Consider the following 24133-nt stretch of genomic DNA (forward strand, 5'->3'; position numbering starts at 1 on the left):
TGTTGGCGACCGGGGAGGGTTACACCACTATCAGGGACTCAACTAGACCTCGCGAACGCGTGACGACGGGCGCGGACGTCACGTGCGTGATTCGACCCCGTCGAGGCGCCTCGCCCTCGACAGAGTCGAGTGTCAAGGGCCATTGAGTTCTGCCCATAGGCGGCCAGTGTTTCTTCCCGCTGGTGGCCATCAGAACTGCCCACTGGTGGCCAGCTGGTTTGCCCGTTTGGGTGGTGGTGCTGGCCACCGTGATGGGATCAGTTCAGTGGCATGACTCCCTTCCCGGCCATTGCCTGGGTCATCCGTACGGAGTCTCCGGTGGTCTGGCACACGTGGGCGTGGTGCAGGAGCCGGTCCACGGTGGCGGTGGCCAGGGTCTTGGGCATCAGCTCGTCGAAGCCGGCCGGGTGCAGGTTCGAGCTGATCGCTACGGAGCGTTTCTCGTAGGCGGCGTCCACGATGCGGTAGAGGCCCTCGGCGGCATCGTCGGCGACCGGCAGCAGGCCGATGTCGTCGATGACGATCAGGTCGGCGCGCAGGATTCGGGCGACGGCTTTGGTGATGGTGTCATCGGGCCGGTGGGCCCGGATCATCGCCCCGAGGTCCTCCAGGGTGAACCAGGCCACCCGCTTGCCCTCCTCCACGGCCTGCTGGCCCAGGGCCTCGAGGAAGAAGGTCTTGCCGGTGCCGGAGGGCCCGCAGACCACGAGGTTCTCTCTGCGCGAGAGCCATTCCAGGGTGCGCAGGGACTGCTGGGTCGGGGCCGGGATCGAGGAGGCGCCCGGATCCCAGGTCGTGAAGGTCTTGCCGGTGGGGAACCCGGCGGCCTTGCGCCGGGCGGCGAGCATGGATCGGGCCCGACCGGTGGTCTCCTCGACCAGCAGGGCCTTGAGGACCTCGGCCGGCTCCCAGCGTTGGGCCCGGGCGGTGGCCAGTACCTCGGCGGCGATACCGCGGGCGTGGGGCATCTTCAGCTGCCGCAACAGCGCCTCCAAATCGGCCGGCAGCGCCGGTGCGGCGGTGTTCGGGGTGTGGATGCTCACCGGGCTGCCCCCTCGGTGTTGGAGGTACCGAGGCCGGCCCAGCCGGCGGTGCCCTGGGTCAGGGACCGTTCCTCGGTGGCGGTGTGCATCCCGGTGCGGTGGCCGGCGGCGGTGAGCAGGGAGGCCAGGTCGCCGTGGGCGAAGCGCTGGTGCACCGCGGCCACCCCGAGGGCGCGGTCGACCTGGTCGGTGCCGGCGAGCTTGGCCAGGGTGACGGCCTCGGCCATCTTCTGACCGATCCGGCTGGTGCCGGCCGCGGCGGCCTCCACCAGCCAGGTCCTCGCTCCGGCCCCGATGGCCAGGAACTCGGCCTCCGCCGCCGAACGGGGCACCGGGGTGTAGTCCCCGGGCACCTTGTCCGTCTCGTGGCCGGGGAAGTGCGCGTCGTCGATGGCCGGGGACCCGGGCCGGGCCACCCGGTGCCGGGCGACCTCCACCGGCCCCTGCGCACCGGCGTGCATGATCACCACCATCGAGTCCGGTCCGGTGCCGTGATGGCGCACGAACACCTCGGCCCCGAGCAGGTGCGCGGGCACCGAGTACTGGGCGTTTTCGAAGGAGACCATCGGCGTGTTCTCCGGCACCTTCCGTCCCACCCCGTAGGCCACGGTGTGCGCCGTGGCGGGGATCCGATGCAACGCGCTGGTCTCCTCGGCGAGCATGTGGTCCGGGCGGCGCCGGGTCACCCGGTGCTCCCGGGAGTTCACCATGGCCATGAACCCCGCGCAGGCGGCCTCGAGCTCAGCGAACGAGGCGTACTGGTCCCGCAGGTTGGTGTCCTTCGGGACCAGGTCGGCCTTGGCCAGCTTCACCGCGTTCTCCACCCCGCCCTTGGCGGCCGGATCCGCTGGCTGGCAGGTCAGCACCTCCACGCCGTAATGCCGAGCGAACGCCACGGTGGCCTGGTTACGCACCGGCACCCCGGCCACATGAGAGACCGTCACTGTCTTCTCGTTATCCGTCAGCACATAGGTCGGCGCGCCCCCGATCAGCCGGAAGCACCGGTCCAGGGCGGCGAACACACTCGGAGCCGTCCTATCACGCAGGGCGATGACGATCCGGTAGCGGGACCAGGCCAGCCAGGCCACGAACAGCACCGTCTTGGCCCCGTCGATCGCCGGCCCATCGCCGAAGTCGTACTGCAGCCATGCGCCCGGCTCGGTGATCCAGGGCCGGTGCACCCGGCGCTTCCCGGCCCGCCAGGCGGCCTTCACCTCGGCCACCGCCCGCCGGGTGGAGCGCTCAGAGCCGGTGTAGCCCATTGCGGTGAGCTTGGCGTGCACGACATCGGCGCGGATCCTGCCCGTGGAGGCCTCGACCCATTCCTCGATCTTGGGCAGCCAGACATCGGTGACCTTCGGGCGGCTGGCTCCGGATCCAGGGGTCTGGCCGGCGTCGCGGGCCCGCACCAGCCGGGCCACGGTGTGATGGGAGCAACCGGCCAGCTCGGCGGCGCCCCGCAATGACTTGGTCAGGTCATAGGCACTGAGTATTTTCATGGTTTCTGCGGCATCCTTCATTCAGGGCCTCTTCCTCGCTGGATTCGATTCGACACCGATATCCAACCCGGGGAGGAGGCCCCCGCCGGCTCACGACGCGGCGGGCAACGAGCAACGCGGGCAAACCAGATGGCCAGCACCGGGCAGTTCCCGTGGCCATCACTGGGCAGTCCTCATGGCCGTCAGCGGGTCATTCCCTGGCCACCTATGGGCAGCTTTTCATGGCCGCTTACAGTCGAGCGAATTGACCAGGGAGGAACACGGTCTGAGCCCTACCCCGCCTCGGACCTGGATCGCTAACGAAGTCCGTTCCCGAAGGAGCGGAGACGGCAAGCAGGATGACGACCCCGGCTACATCCTCACGCCTCAACGAAGTCCGCTCCCCAAAGGAGCGGAGACCGGGGCCCACGAGGTGGGCGAGGGGACGGACCGGCTGCCTCAACGAAGTCCGCTCCCCAAAGGAGCGGAGACGCGGCGCAGGTACCGCTCGCCGTGGTACTCGTGCCAGCCTCAACGAAGTCCGCTCCCCAAAGGAGCGGAGACCGGATGAATCCGAGCCAGTCCTGCTCGATGTTCGAGCCTCAACGAAGTCCGCTCCCCACAGGAGCGGAGACCCACGTCCTCGCCGAGGATGCGGCCCGCCTCGAGGCCTCAACGAAGTCCGCTCCCCACAGGAGCGGAGACCCAGACCGCGGGCTGCCAGTCGATGCCGCCGTTGCCGCCTCAACGAAGTCCGCTCCCCACAGGAGCGGAGACCAGGAAGAGGCAATGCCTGGGGCCGCGCCTGCGGGCCTCAACGAAGTCCGCTCCCCACAGGAGCGGAGACCTGCGCGCGTGGTCTCGAGGTCCTCGCGGCAGTCGTCGCCTCAACGAAGTCCGCTCCCCACAGGAGCGGAGACTCTTCAATCCGTGACATCCGGTATCCGTCTGACTACGGCCTCAACGAAGTCCGCTCCCCACAGGAGCGGAGACGTCCTCGGCGTAGCGCAGCGGGCCGGTGCCGGCGAGGCCTCAACGAAGTCCGCTCCCCACAGGAGCAGAGACCGCCGGACACGCAGTCACGCCAGCCGTAGGGGCTGGTGAAGCCTCAACGAAGTCCGCTCCCCACAGGAGCGGAGACGACGTCCCGGAGATTCAGCAGCTGGACCTGCTGGAGCCTCAACGAAGTCCGCTCCCCACAGGAGCGGAGACGCCGCACCCCGCCGCCGTCCTCGTTCGCGGTGAAGCCTCAACGAAGTCCGCTCCCCACAGGAGCGGAGACATGACCTCCGGCAGCGACGTGACGCCCGGCCCCAGGCCTCAACGAAGTCCGCTCCCCACAGGAGCGGAGACCTGAACAGCACACCCGCCCGCGGCCCCGCCGCTGAGCCTCAACGAAGTCCGCTCCCCACAGGAGCGGAGACTCCCTGCCCACGACGATCGGGGCCAACGCCGCTTCGGGCCTCAACGAAGTCCGCTCCCCACAGGAGCGGAGACCGTGGTGGCGGGGGTCCGGGGCCTCGTGCTTGCCCTGGCCTCAACGAAGTCCGCTCCCCACAGGAGCGGAGACCCAGCGCGTCTACGACGCCATGAAGGGCTCGGCGTCGCCTCAACGAAGTCCGCTCCCCACAGGAGCGGAGACCCGGCGGTCGCGTCATCGACCTCGGTGCGGTCCGCGGCGCCTCAACGAAGTCCGCTCCCCACAGGAGCGGAGACACCGGTTCACGGGTGGGCCAGACGCTCCCGGCTGGCTGGCCTCAACGAAGTCCGCTCCCCACAGGAGCGGAGACCGGCACGTACCCGCCGAGCCTGTCCCATGACGGGCTGCAGCCTCAACGAAGTCCGCTCCCCACAGGAGCGGAGACTGCCCGGTCGCGAGGAGGGAGGACACGGTGCGGATGCCGCCTCAACGAAGTCCGCTCCCCACAGGAGCGGAGACGTCCGCCAGATCGCATACATGGTCCCGCCACGGAGCCTCAACGAAGTCCGCTCCCCACAGGAGCGGAGACAGCACCTCAGATTACAGCCCTTTGACATGGGCAAACGCGACCGTCGGCGAGCCCTGGGCTCAAGAGGCGTCCGTGGAGCGCCATGCTTATCGGCCTCGACCCATGAACCGTGGGCTGACAAGCCCTTTTCTGATGCGACGGCTCGCCGGATTCCGGACATCGACGGAGCCTTCGCGAAGGTCCCTGGCTCGCTTCAGATGATGATGGGCCCATCCACAGAGATCTCGCGTGATCGACCCAGAAAGCTGAACTGCTCTGCGCCAAGCGTGGCCGTCAGGCCGAGGTCGCAGACCAGCACGCTGTCCTCGCCCGGATCCAGCACCGCTTCGAGGGCTGCTTGCAGGGAGACGAACTGGGCGGGCAAGGCATCCACCACGAAGACTGAATATTGGACTCGATCTCCGAACCCTTCGAGGACGCGGGCCGCCCGGGATCTGCGGCGGTCGTCAGGAATGTCATAGGCGATGAGCCTCCTCCGGAGACGATCCCGGGCACTCAACGGACTCGCACCCCCTTGTAGACCTCCTGCGAGCCGTCCAGGACGCCGAGGAACATCCTCGCCTGGACCTCTATCGCGCGGCGCCACGTCACTCTGTATCCGAAGACGGGGTGCTTGAACTCCGTCCCGAGGCGCCGTTCCACCGCCGCAATCACTTTGCGCCGGCCGGTCTGGGTGAGCCGCGCGCCACCGAGCACATGAGTGAAAGACAGCCGCCCCAACTCGCCATTGTTGAACGCGGCCAAGATGGCGGAATCGACCACGGGCGGACGGAACTCCTCCATCAGGTCCAGCGCCAGGGCCGGCTTGTTCCGTCCGCTGGAGTGCAGCACCCCGGCATGCGGGTCCAGGCCGCAGGCCAGGACCGCACGGATCACCTCGGATAGGAGCATCCCATACCCGTAGTTCAAGGCGATGTTCAACGGGTCGGTGGCCCCTCGCCCGACCCGACCGGGGAAGGACTCAGCCACGCCCGCGTCCACACCTGGCGCCAGTAACCCCGGGAATCCTGCGAAATACTCTGCGGCAGCCCGGCCCTCGATTCCGAACAACTGGCCGGTGGACGTCGCCGTGCTCGCCAGTCGCGTCGCCGATCGAAGACGCTTGACCACAGCTGGCATGCCTCCGAAACGCCGGAGGATCGTGGCCTGGTTCGCGACCTTGGCCACCACGAACTCGCGAGCGATGTCCACTCGGCCTTCGGCCGATGCCGCGAACTGACAGAAGCGTGCGCCGCCATTCGGCGGCTTGACTCCATTGGTCCACCCGACGACGCGCCCCGCCCCCGTGCACCAGACACAGGGGAGGCCTCGCCACATCAGCTCCCGCAGCAACGCTCCTGAGAGGTCGACGTTGCCGTGCACCACGACGGCCGACACCCGCTCCAAAGGGATGCTGGCCAGCCGCTCATCGCCCTTCACCACCGTGATCCGCCCGGCCGACATGCTCGCTCGACTCCCCGGCACAGTGAGGTGCAGGGTCTCACCGGCAGGGTCCGGCGGGACGATTCGGGACAGCACTTCTGCTTCCTGCCGTTCCTCAGGGAGGCAGACGGAGGCATGGGAGCACCGCATGCACCTCGGGTCGTCCAGTAACGGTGCCGGAGCGGTCTTCCCGTTGACCACGGACCGAGCCGATGCCACCGCATCACGGGCGGCCTTTAGTTGAGTCCCTGATAGTGGTGTAACCCTCCCCGGTCGCCAACACCGTCCCCTTCACGGACGCGGTCACCGTGGGAGCCTTCGAGCGAACCTTCCACAGCACTCTCGAAAGGACATCACCACGATGACCGCTCCACACATTGTCGACCCTGAACGCCTGCTGCGCGAAGCTCTCGGGGAGGCCTCCCCAGACCTGTTGCGCCACCTGCTGCAGACCGTGATCAACGCACTGCTCTCCGCCGACGCGGACGCGGTCTGCGGCGCCGAGTACGGCCAGGCCTCCCAGAGCCGTACCGCACAGCGCAACGGCTACCGGCACCGACCCCTGGACACCCGCGCCGGCACGATCGATGTGGCCATCCCCAAACTCCGGGCCGGCACGTACTTCCCCGAATGGCTCCTCGAGCGCCGCAAACGGGCCGAGTCCGCACTGATCACCGTGGTCGCGGACTGCTACCTGGCCGGGGTCTCGACCCGGCGCATGGACAAGCTCGTACGTCAGCTCGGCATCGACTCGCTCTCGAAGTCCCAGGTCAGCCGGATGGCACAGGAGTTGGACGAGCACATCGAGGCTTTCCGTCACCGGCCGCTGGGCGAGGCCGGCCCGTTCGTGTTCCTCGCCGCCGACGCCCTGACCATGAAGGTGCGTGAGGGCGGGCGTGTGGTCAACGCGGTGGCCATGGTCGCCACCGGGGTCAACGCGGACGGGCGCCGCGAGGTCCTCGGGCTGAGGGTGGCCACCACGGAGTCCGGGGCGGGGTGGAACGAGTTCTTCGCGGACCTGGTGGCCCGGGGGCTGGCCGGGGTGGCACTGGTGACCTCGGACTCCCATCGCGGCCTCGTGGAAGCAGTGGCGGCGAACCTGCCCGGGGCCGTGTGGCAACGCTGCCGCACCCATTACGCGGCGAATCTGATGGCCGTGACCCCGAAGAGCATGTGGCCGGCGGTGAAGGCCATGCTGCACAGCGTGTATGACCAGCCCGACGGGCCGGCCGTGCACGCCCAGTTCGAGCGCCTGTTGGACTACGTGCAGGACAGGTTGCCCGCGGTGGCCGCCCACTTAGACGCCGCTCGACAGGACATCCTCGCGTTCACCTCGTTCCCGAGGGACGTGTGGTGCCAGATCTGGTCGAACAACCCCGCCGAGCGGCTGAACCGGGAGATCCGGCGACGCACGGACGCGGTAGGGATCTTCCCGAACCGGGATGCCGTGGTGCGCCTGGTCGGGGCCGTGCTGGCCGAGCAGACAGATGAATGGGCCGAAGGCCGCCGGTATCTCGGCCTGGAACTGCTCGCCCGGTGCCGTGAGCCCCTGACCACGGAGCAAGAGACCGTGATGAGCACGGAGGTGATGCCGACCCTGCAGACCTGACAGGTACAAGCCCCCTACAACCTCGAAGACGGTTACACCACTTCCAGGGACTTGACCAGGTCTTTCGGTCCGCAGCCGAGATCTCGATCGGGACCCGCCGATGATGGGTGGTGAAGTACACCTCGGCGTCCTCCACCGTGTTCCCCTGGGATTCGAGCGCCATCGTCTGCAGTACCAGCTGCAGACGATTGGTGTCGCTGATTCGGGCAGCTCGCTTCACTGGGGTGGCTTTGTGCTCGACGACGCGTAGACGCCCCGACGGGAGTCGCTCGACCCGGTCGACTCGCCCGTGGACGCCGAGAGACGGGTCGCGCACGTCGATGCCGCGCATCGTCTGAGCCTCACGTGTGGTGGGCACGTCCACCCGCGCATGGTCCGCCACTCCCTGCTGGATCTGCGCCACCTTCGGCGCTTTCTCGTCCATGGCCTCGAGCCATGCCCGACGCGGGCAGAAACTCCAGTGCGCGACCAGACTGAATGGCAGCGAGTCAGCATACGGCTCCCCCGTGTCGTGCTCAGTCATCTCAGCGCCCTCGCCGCGAGAGTGCGCCGCTCCGGGGCCGACGCACTGCCGGTGACGTTCACGGGGAAGCTCAGGATCTGAGCGAACCCCCACTCCTCCAGGATCGCCTGAGCCGCCGTCGTCTCGGCTGAGCCCAAGCTGGGCCCTGTCGCGTCTTCCCCCGCCACGAGCAGGTATCGCGAGCGCAAGGCGGCCTGCATCCGCGCCACCGTCACCCAGGATGTCGGCACCGGCATCAATAGCCGCGCCAACGACTCCCTGCGGGCTGGGATATGAGCGGACGAAACGGACCGCCCGCGGCTGTCCGCCCAGACGGGCAAGGCCGCGAGCGCCCACAGCCCCACCCAGGCACGCGCGGCATCCACCGGCCCCAGGGGGGCCATGCCCGTCGCCGTGCGGGAATCCGGCTTGTTCTTGCCCGGTTCGTCCTCCACCGTGGTCCCGAGAAGGCCCGAGGTCACTGCCTCCACCGCTCGGCCAGCCACGGCCCTTCCCGTGGGGAGGAGTGAATGCGCGATGAACTCCATGCCCTTGTTCCTGGTGCGCATCTCCCAGGCGGCCGCGCCATGGTCGGGCCGGAACGATTTGCTCGTCCTGTGCCACCAGGCCCGCTCCCCCAAGCCCACCACGAGAGCCGAGTCGAGCCCGCGCAATGGCCGCGCCGCCTCTGTGCGATCGTGCAGCAGGTCGACCCACGCGTGCTCGGACGCCGGCATCTTGGTCCGGGCCGAGAACAACGATCCGGCCACTGCGTCCGTGGAGTACAGCCAGCCCCTCGGGTCTTGGACATGCCGGGTCGCATGCCGGTGGATGAGGCCGCCAAGGGCCGCGGCATCAAGCCCTGCCCCACACAACTGCGGTCGAGAGTCCGGCTCGTCGGTCCACCGCAGCCGCACGGCACCGGCTCCCAGTTCCTCCTCCACGACCATCGCGGCGCCGAGCAGCGCCGTATGGGACAGCAGCACGTCCCACGTGCCTGTCAGCGTCACGGGCTCAGTCGTGCGGGCCATGTTCATCGTCCTTCCTTGGAGATCGTCACGTCGGCGGCCCGCAGTACCGCCTCGAGCCAGGCCACAGCCCATAGCCCCCACGTCTGCTCCACGGACAGGACCAGTGCGTCCCAGACTCCGACGTCGAACAGTTCCTCCGCGGCCATGCGGACGTGAGGGGCTGCCTCCGGGTGGACAAGACTCTCCGCCCCCATCAGGAACGTGCCGCGCCCATGCCCGTGGCTCGTTCCCACCAGACGCACGGCCAGGGCATCCGCCCCGTCCGCATGCGCGCGGAGCATCGCGGCGGACAGTTGCTCGTGCCGCCAGCCAGCGGGGAGGAACCGTGACTGACGGAAAGGCAGGGCGCTCAGCAGACTCTTCGCCATCGGCTCGTCCGCGCCAGCCACACCCTGGGTCAGCCAGGCTTGGTAACGCTCGTCGCTCTTGCCGTCGTCGTGGTGTGCCCCCGCCACGGTCAACGTCCGCTTCAGACTCTCAGGCAGGCCGAGAACCTGGGCGAACTCGCCGGCCCGGTCTGCCACGTCCCTCTGGTGATCGGCGAGGGACACAGGGCTGCGCCCGGTTGTCGCAGACAGCTGGGCGTCGTCAGGATCGGCCGCGTCCAGCAGCTCGAACACCACCCATGCCGCCTGCTGCGGCGAGTCGGGAGCCCGGCCACCCACGTGGACCTTCACGTCGAATCGTGCGGCCAGGTCCGGGTCCGCCCACTGGCCGAGATAAGCGGTGAGCCACGCGGACTGTCCCCGGTCATCCAGCGCATCCAGCACGCTGGGGAGGGTCAGCGGAACGTCCGCCTCCTGCAGGCCCGCGCAGACCTCCAACAGGGAACATCGAAGGTAGTCCTGCACGCCAGGCGAGGCGACGCCGGTCATGAACACCACCCTGCGCCGACTGGCCTTCACCGGCTCGAGCGAGAGCATCGTTCCGTCCGGAGACCGCGGGTCGAGGACGTCGCCGACAGGCTCCCGGCCATCCTCGACCAGGACGTGATGATGTGTGGCAGCCCAGTCGTGGGGGACGCAGACGACATCTCCCGGGACGATCCCGTGACCCGAGGCATCCGGATCCACGAGCGTCCACTGGCGTCCACGACGGACGAACGCGGGCGTCGCCCGCCCGCGGCGGCCCCCGGCGAGCAGCAGGCGCAGCCGGGAGAGCGTGACCGGATAGGCCTCATGCGGCTGAGGTGGGGCAGTCGTCAGCAACGCCGCGGACTCCGCCTGGTCCAACCCTGACCAGTCCTCTCCAGCGTCTTCGCCGAGACGGGGAAGCCGGCGGCCCACGACGGCGACGTCCGTTTCCGCGTCTAGTGAGTCCCTCAGCCACAGCGTCAAGTCCGGTTCGACGGCCAGTGCCTCGGACGTGCGGCTGAACAGGGCCGCGCGCGCGGCTTCGATCTCACTGAGGACGGGCCTGGCCGGGGCGGTGGACGGGGCCGGGTGCTCCAGGAGAGCAGCGGGACTCACCCCCTTCGGATCCTCTGCGCGGTCCCGGAGCCACTCGAGCGCGTCGGTGATGTCCTGCACTTCGTAAGGAGCCGCCGTCTTGGCCGTGGGATCGGCGGACGGGCAGAGCACATGCACGGGCGCGGACTCCCGGGCCCCGGTGCGGTTGAGTCGCCCTGCCCGCTGCGCGAGCGCCGATCCCGACGCGATGTCCGTGATGAGGAACCCGAAGTCCAGGTCGAGGCCGACTTCGATCGCCTGGGTCGCCACGTAGACATCCGGGGTCCGGGATCGTTCGAGGGCCTGCTCCCAGCGGCGGCGCGGCCCCACGACGAGCGCGACATCCAGGCCGCCATTGAGACCGAGGAGGGCACGGTGCACGGCCAGGGCCGACGCGACGCGGTTCATGACGACCCCCACGGGGGTGTGTCCCGCCTGCACGGCGTCCGCCGCCATGCGGGCGATCTCCTGTGCTCCCTGCGTCGTTTCACGCGCTGTGCCCCCAACGAGCCAGGGGCCGTCCAGGTGCAGATGGACTGGCTTCGGACGGTCCAGACGGCGCAGGAGCGCCTCCCCCACGGCACCCGTGCGGATGTCCGAAAGCTCGATGCCAATAGAAGTCTGGGCCGGCGCGAGTCCCGCCGGAGTGGCCGTCGTCTCGACGACCTGCAGTACTGGCACGTGAGCGGCGAGAGGTGACTCACCGGCGAGCGACGCGACACGACGAGCCGTGGTGAGCAGCTGCCGGTTGAGATGGGCCTCGTCCAGGATCAGCACGGAGTCGTATGCGATCAGCCCCGCCTCGCGGGGACGCATTCCTGCGGTGGAGCCATAGCCCCGGAACAGGAGCCGGCTGCCGGCCATGTCCGGCGTCGCACAGATCACCTGGCAGGAGACCGGGTCGTCCTGCCATCCGCGCTCCGGTGCGATCCCGCCGCGGAGCGTTGTCACCGAGCCCGGTTGCCCGGCCGGCGAGATGCGCCTCAGGGCAGCTGCGACTCGGCTCAATGGCGCCTCACCCGGGACGTCCGTGATCTCGGCGAGCTGGTCGAACACACCCTCGGCCCGGGAGGCCATGTCGTCAACGAGCGCTCGGCGCCCCACCACGTGCCAGAGGCGACGAGGGGCCCGGGCCCCTTCCCACCCGGGTGCGTGGGTCATGGCCACCGCGAAGACGTGCACCTCCAAGACGCTCGATTTGCCAGCGCCCGTGGGCGCAACGACGGCGTCAGGCCAGCGTCCCGTCGTCACGACCTGCCTCAGCAGAGCACGCTGCCAGGCGTAGGGCTCACGGCCATGGTTCACGGCGGCGAAGAACTCGTCGAACTCATCGATGGCGACGGTCAAGGCCGCCTTGTCATTGACGTTCATGACCGCTCCTGGGGCGATCCGGGAATGTCCGTGGGCACCAGCAGTCCGCAGCCCAGATGACGGCTCTGACCGAGCGCGAGGATGGCCCGATCAGGCACGACGGTACTGAGAGTGAGCGTGAGGCGGAACGGCTCGATGGGGCTACGGCGGTCCGTACGGTGGACGTACGCCGTCGGCGTGAGCGTGCGGAACGCCCTGCCCCGAAGCTGCGCTCCGCTCTCCACGACCGCTGCGTGTCGAGCAACAGGGTCCTTCGTCGTGAACGCCGGTTCGAGGTCGCGGAGCACATTGCCCAGAGACCATGCGGCAGCCAGGTCGACGTCCCGGATCGGGGGCTTCGACTTGAGCCGTCGTTCTACGACCACGGCCGGCTGGGCGTCCCACGTCCGCACCGCACCCTCGGGCGGGGCCTTCCAGAATTGCGCCCCGTCATACACCTCGATCTCCTCGGGGGCGACGGTCAGCTGGTGCTCTGAGGTGACGACACGGCGGACGCCGGCCACGGCTGATGCCAGCATCCCCAGGGCGGGCCCGGGCATCCCTCGCGGCACGAGGACGAGGAATCGATCCCGTCCGTCCGAGAACGGCAGGGCCGGAAGGTCCCCCGGCACCAGGTGGAGTGCGACACGGTTGGCCGGTGGGGCGACGGACGGCGCATAACGGCCGGTGATCTCCGGCGGGGCGTCGGGTCCCAGGCGCGACACGAGCGCGCGGTGCAGGGCGACGCAGACACTCACGTACCGCTCTTCAGGGACAGTGGAGTTGGCCCCGATGACGGGGACCGCCAGCACCTGGGTCCAGGGAACGTCAGGTTCGTGTTGCTCGACCGACGCGAAGATCCCGCTCCGGAGGTGGTCGCGCGGCGGCAGGGCGGCATGCGGCACCGCCGACGTCGTGTGCTTGTCGCCGCTGGCCGAGGGCTTCCGCCCCAGCGTCGTTGCCGCGTGGGCACGGTCGAGCTCTGCCCTCCGTCCGGGATTCGGCATCGCCTGCCGCACCGCACCGGGGACCGCACGCAGACTTGCATTCCGGTCACGTCGATGCGTGGGCGCCGGAAGGCCCTCCCCCTCGTGCACCGTCAGACGTACGGGCGACGACGCCTCTCCGAGATGGGGCACGTCCGCGCAGAGTTGTTCCAGAGTTGAGCAGACCTGTGTGTCCGTCCCGCTGGGCCCGTCATCCCAGACCCACTGCACGGGGCCGCCGAGCGCAGTTCCGTCCGAGACAGGCCGGCCGGTCACTTTGTAGTTGGTCTTGCCGACCTCCTTGAGGAAGACCCCCTCCTTCCGGTACGCGAAGCGTCGCACGCCAGGTGCCACGGGCGTGTGACCAGGCAGGACCAACGCATCCGGCGGATGCTCCTCGAGCCAGTCCAGGGCGGCCAACGACTCTGCCGTGAACGGAGCCTCAGGATCCCCCGTCGAAAGAGTCCCCGCAGCGGCCGCCTGCACGAGGGCCGAGAAGAGCCTCGCGACATCAGGGAATCGCTCTGCGCCGCCGTCCGGCCCGTGGCCCGTGTAGACGCCCAGCGGGAAGTCCGCGCTGATGACGAGTCCGCCCACGGTCACACCTCGACGTCGTCGGTGCTGGCGGCGCCCAGGATCGCCGGGTCGCCCACCAGTTGGATGGTCTGCCCGTTCCACTCGACACCGGCGACCGACTTCGCATGCGCCAGCGCCGCTTCGAACACCTGGACGGCCACCTCGTCCGTGATGGGGGCGAGCGCCCGGGACTTGCCGTACCGGAGGTCGAGGGTCACGGTCGGCTCATCGGATTCGACCAGATGGCAGTTCGCACGCAGATGCAGCTCGCGGTCCGAGAGGGCCATGCCGAGCAGGGCGTAGGCCGCGAGCAGGGCGCGGCACGCCACGTCCTGCTCCGTCGTGCCGCCGAAGCGGAGCTGACGGAGCGCGGAAAAGGATAGGAGGCGTCGTCGCATGATGGAACGGCACGCGACACCGCCCAGTTCGCCGAGGACCGGCGGGATGTGGCCCAGGCCGAGCGTGGACATGGACGATCCGGTCTCCCCCTTCTTCTTGGCCTCGGCGAGCACCTTGTCCTGCAGTTTGGCGCTCAGTTCACCCGCCTGCGCCTTGACCAGTGCCTCGACGTCCTTGGCCGATGGCTTGACGCTCGCCGCGACGGGGTCCACACGGCCAGCTGCGCGCCGATTGGTCCGCGGCGCCCCGCCCTCCTGGTCCTGGTCGGCCAGAACGCCGATGGTCTCACCCGTCATGCAGGACTGGTAGCGGCCCTGATGCGACTTCCGAGTGGAGTCCCATGCGCCGAGGACCAAGGCCGTCGGTGCGGCGTCCAGCAGAGCCCGGGCGTCGAGCTTCGTGGCGTCCCGCAGTGCACGGTAGGCCTCGGTCTGCGTCACGGGAGCACCGTCAAGGGTGGCCGCCCGGATGTGTCCGTCGAACGCACGATGAGGCAGGGAGAGATCCGACTCGACAGCCTCTCCGTAACGCACCTCGATGGTCGGCACCTTGCGCAGCGCCTCTCCCTCCGGTGTCCCCTGATCCCGCCGAGCGGAGATGATGGCGTCCTCGTCCCGGTTGGAGACCGACTGCTTGCTGTCCACGACGACGGTCCACACCGGTCGCGGCTGACCGGCCTCGTCGAGTTCCATCCGACGCTCGTAGGCGTAGGTGGTCTCACCCCGGCCCTCGATCACCTTGGCCGGCGCGATCACCGCCCCGGGGCCGCCGGCGGGCCGGAGCGGGGTCTCCGACAAGAGTGAGGTGCTCCCCCCGGGAGCACACGCGGCGAGGAGGTCCTCGAGGGACAGGGTGTCGAAGTCAGACATGACGCGGCCTTTCGTCCTGGTCTCGGGGCCGCCCCATTCGCTCGGGCGCTGCCCCCGCTTAACGTGTCCGCCTCCCGCGCGAAGATCGAGTGGTCGGAAGCCTCGGTGAGGCATGACACAGATGCTGACAGAGCGGGCGCACAGGGTCAATAATGGAACCCTCTTAGCAAGTTCTCACTCGCATACTTACTATCAGCTAGTAGGGGTACATCCCCTGGCCCGCCTGCCCCGCGCGCCATGGGGACGCCTCCCCAGCACGCGCGTCCTCACGTAGGGTCGTCTTCGTCGCGCGGAGTCACCCACCCCCTTCGTTGAGGCTAGGTCTGTGCCTGAGAACTGCGCCCAGACGCACACCACGCGGGATCTCCGCGTCTTCGCTGAGCCGGCTCCGCGCGACACCGCCGGGCTCCATCAGGTGATTCCGCACAAGGCTGTGGAGCCTGCAGCCCCACCCCACAGACAAGGTGACGGTCGTGGTCGCTTCCGGTGTCCGGAGGCGACCACGACCGTCACCTTGTCTATCGCGGGGTACACGCCCCGCCTGACAGGCCTCACCTCACGGGGTGGGCATGCCGCCGGTCACCGGGATGGTCGCGCCCACCACATAGGAGGACTCCGGCGAGGCCAGGAACACGTAGGCCGGGGCCAGCTCGGTGGGCTGCCCGGCGCGGCCCAGCGGGGTGGACTGGCCGAACTCCGGCAGGTCCTCCGACTTCTGGCCGCCGGAGGGCTGCAGCGGGGTCCAGATCGGACCGGGCGCCACGGCGTTCACGCGGATGCCCTTCGGGGCCAGCTGCTGGCCCAGGGCCTTCGTGAAGGTGTTGATGGCGGCCTTCGTGGCGGAGTAGTCCACCAGCTGCTCCGGGGCCATGTAGGCGACCACGGAGGTGGTGTTGATGATCGTGGAGCCCGGCTTCAGGTGCGGCAGGGCGGCCTTGACCAGGCGGAACTGGGCCAGGATGTTGATGTCGAAGGTGGCCTCGAGCTGCTCGTCGTCGATGTCCTCGATCGAGTCCTGCGCCACCTGCTTGCCGCCGTTGTTCACCAGCACGTCCAGCCCGCCGAGCTTCTCGACCGCCTGGGCCACGAGGTCGGCGCAGAACGTCTTGTCGCGCAGGTCGCCGGGGATCCCAGCGGCGGTGCGCCCCTCCGCCTGCAGGACCTCGAGGACGTGCTGGGCGTCCTTCTCCTCCTCGGGCAGGTAGCTGATGACGACGTCGGCGCCCTCGCGCGCGAACGCGATCGCGGTGGCCGCGCCGATGCCGGAGTCACCGCCGGTGATGAGCGCCTTGCGGCCCTCGAGACGGCCGGTGCCGCGGTAGGACTTCTCACCCAGGTCGGCCTTCGGCGTCATCTCCGCGTCCAGGCCGGTGCCGGGCAACGACTGCTCCGGCGGGCTGATCACGGGGTAGCGCTTCGTGGGGTCCTGCAGGGTGAGCTGGTCGGTGGTGGTGGTGTTCGCGTCGTCGTGCGCCACGGGGTGCTCCTCATGGTCTCGGGGCGGCGCGCGGTCTGCGCGCCGTCCTCCGAGCGTAGGGAGCAGCCCCCCAGCAGAGCCACGGCTGACCGCCGGGTCACCGGACGTGCCCCACCCGCTCCCCTGGACGACGAGCCCTGCGATATGGCCCCTAAACCGGGCGGGTAGGGGCCATATCGCAGGGCTCGTCGCGGGGGGCGGGTGTCGCGGGGCGTCGGGGCCGGGGCCGGGCGTCACAGCCCGCCGTGCACGAACTCCCCACCCACGGCGGTGGCGACGACGTCGATCGCCGCGATCTGATCGCTCGGCACCGCGCGCGGGTCCTCGCTGAGCACCGTGAAGTCCGCGAGCTGGCCCGCGACGAGCCGTCCCTTGCGGCCGCCCCAGCCGGTCGCCTCCGCGGAGCCGACCGTGTAGGCGTGCAGGGCCTCGGCCACCGTGAGCCGCTCCGCGTCCGGGCCGTACTGCTCGCCGGTCTCGGTGCGGCGCAGCACGAAGTCCTGGATGACCTCCAGCGGGCGGCCGCCGGCCACGGGACGGTCCGAGCTGCCGGGCAGCACCAGGCCCGCGCGCAGCAGCCGCCCGGCCGGGTACGAGAGCGCGGCCCGCTCCGGCCCGATCCGCTCCCGCACCGACCCGCCGAACGCGCTGATGAAGTTCGGCTGGGTGGCCATCACGACCTCCAGCTCGGCCATGCGGGCCACCTGATCGTCGCGGACTACCCCGCCGTGCTCCACGCGGTGCGGCATCACGGGGCGCCCGAACCGGCCCCGCGCCTCGGCGATCACGTCGAGGGCGAAGTCAAGGGCGGCGTCGCCGATCGCGTGCAGGGCCAGCGCCCAGCCGGCGGCCGCCGCACCGAGGCACGCCCGGCGCATCTCCCCCGCGTCCTGCTGCAGGTAGCCGCGGCCGTGGCCGTGCCCGCAGTAGTCCTCGGTCATCGCGGCGGTCTGCCCGAGCATCGACCCGTCTGTGAACACCTTCGCCGGCCCGATCTGCAGCCACTCATCGCCCACCCCCGTGCGCACGCCGGCGTCGAGGGTGAGGTGCGTGCCGTCGTCGGGATGGCCGTCCACCGGGTGCAGCGCATCCAGGGTGACCATCGTCTGGAAGCGGGTGCGCAGCAGCCCCGCGTCCCGGGCGCGCTGATACGCGCCGAACTCGAGCGGGCTGTGCCCGATCCACCCACCGGCCACCCCCGCATCCGTCACCGAGGTGATGCCCTCGGCCGCGTACTCCTGCGAGGCCCGCGCCAGGCACGCGCCGATGTGCTCGTGGGACTCCGGCTGCAACAGCCGGGTCGCCAGGCTCATGGCGGTCTCCTCCAACAGACCGGTGGGCCGGCCCTCGGCGTCCGTGAGGATCCGCCCGCCCTCGGGCTGCTGCAGCACCTGCTCCCCCACACCGGCCAGGACCAGCACCGCCCCGGACACCGTGACGGCGTGGCCCGTGTTGTGGCGGATGAGCACAGGGCGCCCGGAGGCGGCGGCATCGAGGCTGTCGCGGTCCGGCTGGGGTCCGGTGAGGTGGCCGGGGTCGAAGCCGGTGCACGTCACCCAGGCGCCGGGGTCGAGCTCGGCGGCGCGGGCGCGGACCCGGCGGTGGACCTCCTCCGCGGTGCGCGCGCCCTCGAGGTCCACGTCCAGCCGGGACTGGCCGAACCAGACGCTGTGCGCGTGGGCGTCGTTGAACCCGGCGAGGACGGTGCGCCCCCGCGCGTCGAGGCGTTCGCGCGCCGTCAAGCCGTCCAGCTCCTCGTCCACCCCGACGACGACGCCCCGCCACACCCCCAGCCGCGAGGCCGACGGGCGGGCGGGGTCGCCGGTGATGAGGCGGGCGTTCTCCACGATCAGGTCGAGCTGCATGGGGGCGGGTCTCCTGGGGCGGGGCGGGCGGGCGAGGCGCGGGTGGGCGGCCTCGTCCGCGAGCGTAGCCGGGACGCGGGTCAGGGTGAGGTCTCGGCGGCGCTCACTTTCAGGGCCGAATACGACTCTCCCGGGCCCCAGAGCCCCCGGGAGAGTCGTATTCGGCCCACAAAGTGCGGAGGGCGCGGGTCAGGCGGTCGGCCCGCCGCCCGCGGCGGTCATCGCGCGTTCCAGGTCGGCCAGCAGCTCGGCGGTGGGCTCCACGCCCACGGACAGACGCACGAAACCGTCCGGGACGTCGTCGCCCCAGCGGGCGCGGCGCTCGGCCGCCGTGTGCGTGCCGCCGAAGCTGGTCTGCGGCACCACGTACTGCGCCGCGGCGATGAACCGCTCGGCCGCCGCCGCGTCCGCGAACCGCAGCCCGACGAGGCCGCCCGCCGCCGTCATCTGACGCGCCACGACCTCCGCGTCCGGGTGGTCCGCCAGCCCCGGGTAGACCACGGCGCGCACCGCCGGGTGGCCCGCGGCCAGCTCCGCGACCGCCTGCGCCGAGGCGCACATCCGGGCGAAGCGGACCTCGAGGGTCTCGAGACCGCGGTGGATGAGCCAGGCCTCGTGGGTGCCCAGGATCCCGCCGGCCAGGGTCCGCCAGCCGCGCACCCGCGCCATCACCTGCGGGTCCCGGCTGGCCACGTGCCCGCCGAGGGCGTCCGTGTGCCCGTTGACGGCCTTCGTGTCCGAGGCCACGACCACGTCCGCCCCCAGCTCCAGCGGGCGCTGCCCCAGGGGGGTCAGCAGCGTGTTGTCCACCACCACGAGGGCCCCCGCGCCGTCCCGGCGGCCGTTCGCGTGGGCGCGGGCGGCGACGTCCGCCAGGTCCGCCACGCGCAGCCCCGGGTTGGAGGGGGTCTCCACGAGCACCAGGTCGTAGCCGCTCAGGTCCGCATGGGCGAGCCCCTGGGTGGCGACCAGGTCCACGTGCACGCCTCGGGGCGTGAGGTGCTCGGCGGCGAGGGCGCGGGTGGGCCCGTAGCCGTCCGCGGGCAGGAGGGCGCGGTCCCCCGGGTGCAGCAGGGGCAGCAGGACGGCGGCGATCGCGGCCATGCCGGAGGGGACCACGGCGACGTCGGCGTCCTCCAGCGCGCCCAGGGCGGCCTCGAGCGCGGACCAGGTGGGCGTGGCCCAGCGCGCGTACTGGAAAGGCACGTCCGCGCCGGGGGCGGTGGGGGCGCCGTCCGGGTCCGCGCCGGGCAGGTGGAACGCGCTCGCGTGGACCAGCGGCGGGGAGATGGACTCCCCCGGGGCCATCCCGTGGGCGCGGTGGTGCAGGACGGTGCCGAAGGCGGGCGGCGGCGGGGCGGCGGACATGGCCCCGAGCGTAGTCCCGACCCCGGACGCGGCAGCGCGCCCCCTCCCTAGACTGGCGGACATGACCTCCGGCCCTCCCTCCCCCGCCCTGCCCGCCGGGCCCGCCGCCCACCTGCGCGGCGAGCACCTGACCGTCTCGCTCGGCGGGCACCGCGTGCTCACGGACGCCACGGTGCGGATCAACGCCGGCTCGCGGCTCGGGATCGTGGGTGAGAACGGGCGCGGCAAGACCACGCTGCTCCACGTGCTCACGGGCCGGATCACGCCCGACGTCGGCCGCGTGACGCGGGCGGGCACGCTCGCGTTCGTCCCGCAGGCGCTGCGGGCGCGGGCCGACGGGCGCTCCCGCACGGTGGGCGACCTGGTCCGCGACGCCCTCACGGGCCCGCACGCCGCACTCGAGGCCCTGGACGCCGCCGCGGCCGCCCTGGCCGAGGCCCCCGACGACGCCGGCGCCGGACACCGGTACTCCACCGCGCTGGAGCGGGCCCACCTCTACGACGCCTGGGACGCCGGCCGGCGCGTGGACATGGACCTCGAGGGGCTGCACGCGTGCACGGACCGCGAGCGCCCCCTCACATCGCTCTCGGTCGGCCAGCGCCACCGGGTGCGCCTGGCCGTCACCCTCGGCTCCCGGCCGGACCTGCTGCTGCTGGACGAGCCGACCAACCACCTGGACGACGTCGCCCTGGACTTCCTCACCCGCCGGCTGGTGGAGCACCCGGGCGGGGTCGCCGTCGTCAGCCACGACCGCGCCCTGCTGCGCGCCGTGTGCACCGACATCGTGGACCTGGATCCCAGCCAGGACGGGCGGCCGCGGCGGTACTCCGGCGGGTACGCCGGCTGGGCGAAGGGGCGCCGCCGCGCCCGGGCCGCCTGGGAGCAGGAGTACGCCGAGCAGAACGCCGAGCGCGAGCGGCTGGAGCTGGCCGTGGAGGACGCGCGGGAGCAGATGCAGGGCTCGTGGCGGCCCCCGAAGGGCACCGGCAAGCACCAGCGCTCGAGCCGGTCGGCGGGGATCGTGCAGATGTTCAACCGGCGCTTCGACGAGCTGGAGGCGCACCGGATCACCGTGCCCGAGCCGCCCCTGCGCCTGGACTGGCCGTTCGCGGACATGCCCGACGGCGACCCGCGGGACGGCGCGGACGCGGCGGCGGGCACGGCGGGCGGGCCGGGCACGGCGGGCGACGACGTCCTGCTCACCGCGGACGCCGTGCGCGTGGCCGGGCGGCTCGAGCAGCCGATGGGCGCGGCCCTCGTGCCGGGCGGCCGCGTGCTGGTGACGGGCCCGAACGGGGCCGGGAAGTCCACGCTGCTGCGCGTGCTCGCCGGGGACCTGGAGCCCACGAGCGGCTTGGTGACCGTGGGCGCCGACGTGCGCGTGCGCCTCGTGGCGCAGGAGACCCCCGCGTGGGACGAGGAGCGCACCGCCGCCGCCGTGTTCGAGGAGCACGTGCGCCGCGTCGGCGCGGACGAGGCCGGCGTCGACGACCTGGGCCGTCCCCTGCCGGCCCCCACGCTGCCCTCGCTCGGGCTGCTCACCGCCGAGGCCGCGGACACCCCGGTCGGACGCCTGTCCCAGGGGCAGCAGGCCCGTCTGCACCTGGCGATGGTGCTCATCGAGCGCCCCCACGTGCTGCTGCTGGACGAGCCGACGAACCACCTCTCCCCCGCGCTCGTGGACGAGATGACCGAGGCCCTGCAGGTCACGGAGCAGGCCGTCGTCGTGGTGACCCACGACCGGCAGATGCTCGCCGACCTCGCCGACTGGCCGCGCGTCGAGCTGCGGACCGACGCCGCGGCGGTGTGAGGCGGGCGGGGCCCCTGGCCACAGGCCCGGCCCGGCGGTCCGCCCTCAGAGGTGCGCCCGGCACAGCCGCCGCAGCGCCACGCGGGCCGGCAGTCGGTAGGCCAGGGCGACGACGGCGGGCCCGTGGACCGTCAGCCCCGCCCGGGTGCCGCGGGGGGTGGCGGTGAGGTCGTGCGTCATGGAGACCGCCGTCCCGGCCACCCGCACCGTCCACCGCCAGGTGCGGGCGTCGTCGTCGACCTCCTCGACCACGAACGGGACGCGCAGCCCCAGGGGCGCGTGGACCACGCCGCGAAGCCCGGCCCGCAGCCGGCGCTGTGGCGCCTCCACGGCGCGGATCTGCGGAGCCCACCGCGGCCACAGGCGCAGGTCGGCGTAGCGGGCCCAGGCCACGTCCACGGCGGCGGGCCCGGTCGTCGTCACGCGGCGGAACTGTCGGGGGCGGCGCGCGCGCCTCGCGCCGGCGGGGGTGCGGGTCCAGGGGGTCCGGATCATGGTGCCGAGCGTAGGGTCCGGACCGCCGGCCGGGACACGCCCGCCGGCCCGAGCGGCTCGGCCAGTGCACCGGGGGCGGCGTCGCGCTCCGGCAGGATGGGCGCATGACCCTCCCCACCCCCTCCGGCCGCTGGACGACGACGGCGCGGCCTGCCTTCGCCGTCGCCGCGGCCCTGTCCCTGGGCGGCAACCTGCTCTCACTGTGGATCGGCTCGTGGAAGTCCTCGGACCTGCCGGCCGACGCGGGCTACGCGGGCGTGCTCGAGGGCGGCTGGGAGCACATGCTCAACCAGCCCACGTACTTCACGTTCCTCTCGAACTTCCTGGTGGGGCTGACGTCCCTGCTGCTGGCGCTGCGCCTGCACCGGCCGGGCACGCTGTTCCGGGTGCTGCGGGTGACGGGGGTGGTGTGCATCGTGATCACGGGCGTGGTGTTCAACGTGCTGCTGCGGGACGCCGACCCGATGACCGCCGTCGAGCGGTTCAACGACACCCTGCAGCACATCGTCACGCCGATCCTCACCCCGGTGCTGTGGGCGGTCTTCGGGCCGCGGCGGCAGATCACGTGGCGGGTGGTGTGGTTGTCCACGCTCATCCCGCTCGCCTGGCTGGCGTTCACGCTGCTGCGCGGGCCGTGGCTGGACTGGTACCCGTACACGATCCTGGACGTCCCGCGGCTGGGCTACGACGGCGTCGCCGTCTACGTGGTGGCGATCCTCGTGTTCTTCGTGGCGGTCGCCGCCCTGCTGCGGGTGGCCGACGGCCTGCTGGCGCGGGCCGGCGTCGGGGTGGGGGCGGGCGCCGAGGCGGAGGCCCGGGTGGAGGCCCGTCCCTCCCCCTGACCCCGCCTCAGTCCGACGCCGCGCGGCCCACCTGCACCGCCCACGCGCGGACGAGCGCCTCGGCGACCTCCGGCTGGTCCAGGTGCACGTTGTGGCCGGCGGCGTCGAGCGCCGCGTAGGTGGCGCGCGGGTAATGCTCCAGGAGCGCGGCCTGGTCCCGGTAGCCGACGAGGTGGTCCTCCCGGCCGGTGAGGATCAGGGCGGGCCCCTCGAACGGCGGCGCGGCCTCCTCCGGCACGGCGTCCAGGACGTAGCGCGCGGACAGGCGCTTCAGCGCCTCCTCGTCCACGGCGCGGACGCCCGGCAGCGCGTGCTCGCGGAACCGCTCCCACGTGTCCCGCGTCAGCCGCGGGGACATCTCGAGGAACGGGGCGGCGTCGTCGGGGTCGAGGGTAGACATGAAGGCGTCGTCGCGCTCGCGCACCACCAGGTCGGTGCGGGTGCGCCGGTCCTCGTCCGGGTCGACGACGGGCGCGAGCAGCCCCAGCCCCAACACCTGCGCGCCGAACTCGGCCGCCACGTGCCGGGCGAGCAGGCCGCCGAGGGAGTTGCCGAGCACCGCGAACGGCCGCTCGCCGACCTCCGCGCGGATCCAGTCCACGAGCCAGGCGGCGAGCTCGGGGAGGCCGCCGTCGTCCTGGAGGGCCGAGGTCCGGCCGAAGCCCGGCAGGTCCACGTAGATCCGCTCGACCTCCCCGGCCTCGGCGAGGGCGTCGTCGAGCGGCAGCAGCAGCCGGTGGTCCACGCTGTTGCCGTGCACCGCGATCAGCGGGACGCCGGAGCCGCGGCGGACGACGTGGGGGTTCTCGGGGGTGTGCTCGGATGTGTGCTCGGTCATGGGTCCGAGCGTAGGGCTGAGCGCGCGGTGCCGCCCTCTCCCCGCCGCCCTCTCCTCGCCACCCTCTCCCCGCTGCCCCCTCCCCACCGCTTTGCGGGCCGAATGCGACGCTCCCGTGCCCGATTCAGGGGCTCATCCGTCGGATTCGGCCCACAAAGTGCTCGGCCGGGCCGCCCGGTGCCGGCCGGTCACCAGAGCAGCTGGTCCCCGCGGATCTGCGTCTGGAGTCCGTCGATGCGCCCGAGCACGGAGACCTGCAGCAGGGCCGGCCAGGCGTGCACCACGAGCCCCAGGGCCACCGCGACCACGCCCCAGACCAAATGCCCGACGGCCGCCAGCGCCACGCCCGCCACCGCGTGCAGACCCGCGGAGGCGGCGTGGCTGACGAGGGAGCCCACGGCGGCGGTGCGGATGCGCCGCAGGTCGGCCCGGCCGGTGATGCGGCGGCTGATGGCCGCGTTCCAGCCGACGGCGCCCAGCTGCCGGGAGAGCCAGTCGGTGCGGACCCGGCGGGCGAGATCGCGCCAGCGCGTGTCCCGCCTCCACGGCCGGTCCACGAGCTGCCGCGAGGGCTCCCCGTAGAACGGGCCGAACCCGAAGGTCCCCACCGTGAGCACGCCGACGAACAGCCCCGGCGCCGTCGGCGCCATCAGCACGAAGGCGGACATCAGGGCGGCGACGGTGAGGGCCAGACCGGCGAGCGAGCGGGGAGTCAT

The 24133-nt window shown here is 71.5% G+C and carries 17 protein-coding genes, 1 pseudogene and 1 CRISPR repeat array; of the genes and pseudogenes, 3 read left to right on the forward strand and 15 right to left on the reverse strand.

Annotated features, from left to right (window positions below):
* Window positions 1-257 precede the first annotated feature (257 nt).
* From istB to cas1, 4 genes are all read right to left on the reverse strand, one after another.
* Window positions 258-1043 carry an IS21-like element helper ATPase IstB gene (gene istB, locus AC0VX0_RS11350; RefSeq protein WP_010078636.1) on the reverse strand — a complete coding sequence of 262 codons (786 nt, stop codon included), beginning with the start codon at window positions 1041-1043 and terminating at the stop codon, window positions 258-260.
* Window positions 1040-2563 (reverse strand): IS21-like element ISMlu14 family transposase, encoded by a 1524-nt coding sequence (locus AC0VX0_RS11355; RefSeq protein WP_031943827.1) that lies wholly within the window; start codon window positions 2561-2563, stop codon window positions 1040-1042. The genes istB and AC0VX0_RS11355 overlap by 4 nt, the downstream gene beginning before the upstream one ends.
* A 342-nt stretch (window positions 2564-2905) precedes the next feature.
* Window positions 2906-4530: a CRISPR direct-repeat array (repeat unit 36 nt; unit sequence GCCTCAACGAAGTCCGCTCCCCACAGGAGCGGAGAC).
* A 193-nt stretch (window positions 4531-4723) separates the two neighbouring features.
* The gene (cas2, locus tag AC0VX0_RS11360; RefSeq protein WP_230594528.1) at window positions 4724-5116 is read right to left on the reverse strand and encodes a CRISPR-associated endonuclease Cas2; all 393 of its coding nucleotides are present in this window, start codon (window positions 5114-5116) and stop codon (window positions 4724-4726) included.
* Complete coding sequence (gene cas1 / locus AC0VX0_RS11365; RefSeq protein ID WP_475451692.1) at window positions 5026-6048, reverse strand: CRISPR-associated endonuclease Cas1; 1023 nt, start codon at window positions 6046-6048, stop codon at window positions 5026-5028. The genes cas2 and cas1 overlap by 91 nt, the downstream gene beginning before the upstream one ends.
* 265 nt (window positions 6049-6313) lie before the next feature.
* Here cas1 and AC0VX0_RS11370 point away from each other — a divergent pair, with 265 nt between their 5' ends.
* Window positions 6314-7561 carry an IS256 family transposase gene (locus tag AC0VX0_RS11370; RefSeq protein WP_020397262.1) on the forward strand — a complete coding sequence of 416 codons (1248 nt, stop codon included), beginning with the start codon at window positions 6314-6316 and terminating at the stop codon, window positions 7559-7561.
* A 70-nt stretch (window positions 7562-7631) separates the two neighbouring features.
* Here AC0VX0_RS11370 and AC0VX0_RS11375 read toward each other — a convergent pair.
* The 8 genes and pseudogenes from AC0VX0_RS11375 to AC0VX0_RS11410 all read right to left on the reverse strand — a co-directional run.
* Window positions 7632-8084, reverse strand: a pseudogene (locus tag AC0VX0_RS11375) (CRISPR-associated protein Cas4); the annotation flags it as partial.
* Window positions 8081-9094: a hypothetical protein gene (locus tag AC0VX0_RS11380; RefSeq protein ID WP_043282298.1), complete on the reverse strand. Its 1014-nt coding sequence runs from the start codon at window positions 9092-9094 to the stop codon at window positions 8081-8083. The pseudogene AC0VX0_RS11375 and the gene AC0VX0_RS11380, both read right to left, overlap by 4 nt.
* 2 nt (window positions 9095-9096) lie before the next feature.
* Window positions 9097-11913, reverse strand: coding sequence for a type I-G CRISPR-associated helicase/endonuclease Cas3g (cas3g, locus tag AC0VX0_RS11385; RefSeq protein ID WP_221846247.1), 2817 nt, complete (start codon window positions 11911-11913; stop codon window positions 9097-9099).
* Window positions 11910-13475, reverse strand: a complete 1566-nt coding sequence (gene csb2 / locus AC0VX0_RS11390; protein ID WP_221845080.1) for a type I-G CRISPR-associated protein Csb2 — start codon at window positions 13473-13475, stop codon at window positions 11910-11912. Before csb2 ends, cas3g begins: the two co-directional genes overlap by 4 nt.
* Window positions 13476-13477: 2 nt before the next feature.
* Complete coding sequence (cas7g, locus tag AC0VX0_RS11395; RefSeq protein ID WP_070709798.1) at window positions 13478-14722, reverse strand: type I-G CRISPR-associated RAMP protein Csb1/Cas7g; 1245 nt, start codon at window positions 14720-14722, stop codon at window positions 13478-13480.
* 556 nt (window positions 14723-15278) lie between these two features.
* Complete coding sequence (locus AC0VX0_RS11400) at window positions 15279-16199, reverse strand: SDR family oxidoreductase (RefSeq protein WP_060973477.1); 921 nt, start codon at window positions 16197-16199, stop codon at window positions 15279-15281.
* Between the two features lie 233 nt (window positions 16200-16432).
* On the reverse strand, window positions 16433-18064 hold the full coding sequence (locus tag AC0VX0_RS11405; RefSeq protein WP_221844905.1) for an amidohydrolase: 1632 nt from the start codon (window positions 18062-18064) through the stop codon (window positions 16433-16435).
* A 189-nt stretch (window positions 18065-18253) separates the two neighbouring features.
* A complete protein-coding gene (locus AC0VX0_RS11410; RefSeq protein ID WP_020627041.1) occupies window positions 18254-19432 on the reverse strand; it encodes a cystathionine gamma-lyase in 1179 nt (392 codons plus the stop codon).
* Window positions 19433-19493: 61 nt separating this feature from the next.
* Between AC0VX0_RS11410 and AC0VX0_RS11415 the strand changes: the two genes are divergently transcribed.
* The gene (locus tag AC0VX0_RS11415) at window positions 19494-21242 is read left to right on the forward strand and encodes an ABC-F family ATP-binding cassette domain-containing protein (RefSeq protein ID WP_036315586.1); all 1749 of its coding nucleotides are present in this window, start codon (window positions 19494-19496) and stop codon (window positions 21240-21242) included.
* Window positions 21243-21287: 45 nt separating this feature from the next.
* Here the strand turns inward: AC0VX0_RS11415 and AC0VX0_RS11420 are convergent, their stop codons facing one another.
* A complete protein-coding gene (locus AC0VX0_RS11420) occupies window positions 21288-21737 on the reverse strand; it encodes an SRPBCC family protein (protein ID WP_221844903.1) in 450 nt (149 codons plus the stop codon).
* A 104-nt stretch (window positions 21738-21841) separates the two neighbouring features.
* Here AC0VX0_RS11420 and AC0VX0_RS11425 point away from each other — a divergent pair, with 104 nt between their 5' ends.
* The gene (locus AC0VX0_RS11425) at window positions 21842-22579 is read left to right on the forward strand and encodes a Pr6Pr family membrane protein (RefSeq protein WP_020627044.1); all 738 of its coding nucleotides are present in this window, start codon (window positions 21842-21844) and stop codon (window positions 22577-22579) included.
* A gap of 7 nt (window positions 22580-22586) precedes the next feature.
* Here the strand turns inward: AC0VX0_RS11425 and AC0VX0_RS11430 are convergent, their stop codons facing one another.
* Entirely contained in the window at window positions 22587-23417 is an 831-nt protein-coding gene (locus AC0VX0_RS11430; protein WP_020627045.1) for an alpha/beta fold hydrolase, read from the reverse strand.
* A gap of 188 nt (window positions 23418-23605) precedes the next feature.
* A complete protein-coding gene (locus tag AC0VX0_RS11435; protein ID WP_020627046.1) occupies window positions 23606-24133 on the reverse strand; it encodes a hypothetical protein in 528 nt (175 codons plus the stop codon).

It is taken from the genome of Micrococcus sp. iso_26 (genome assembly GCF_056172975.1).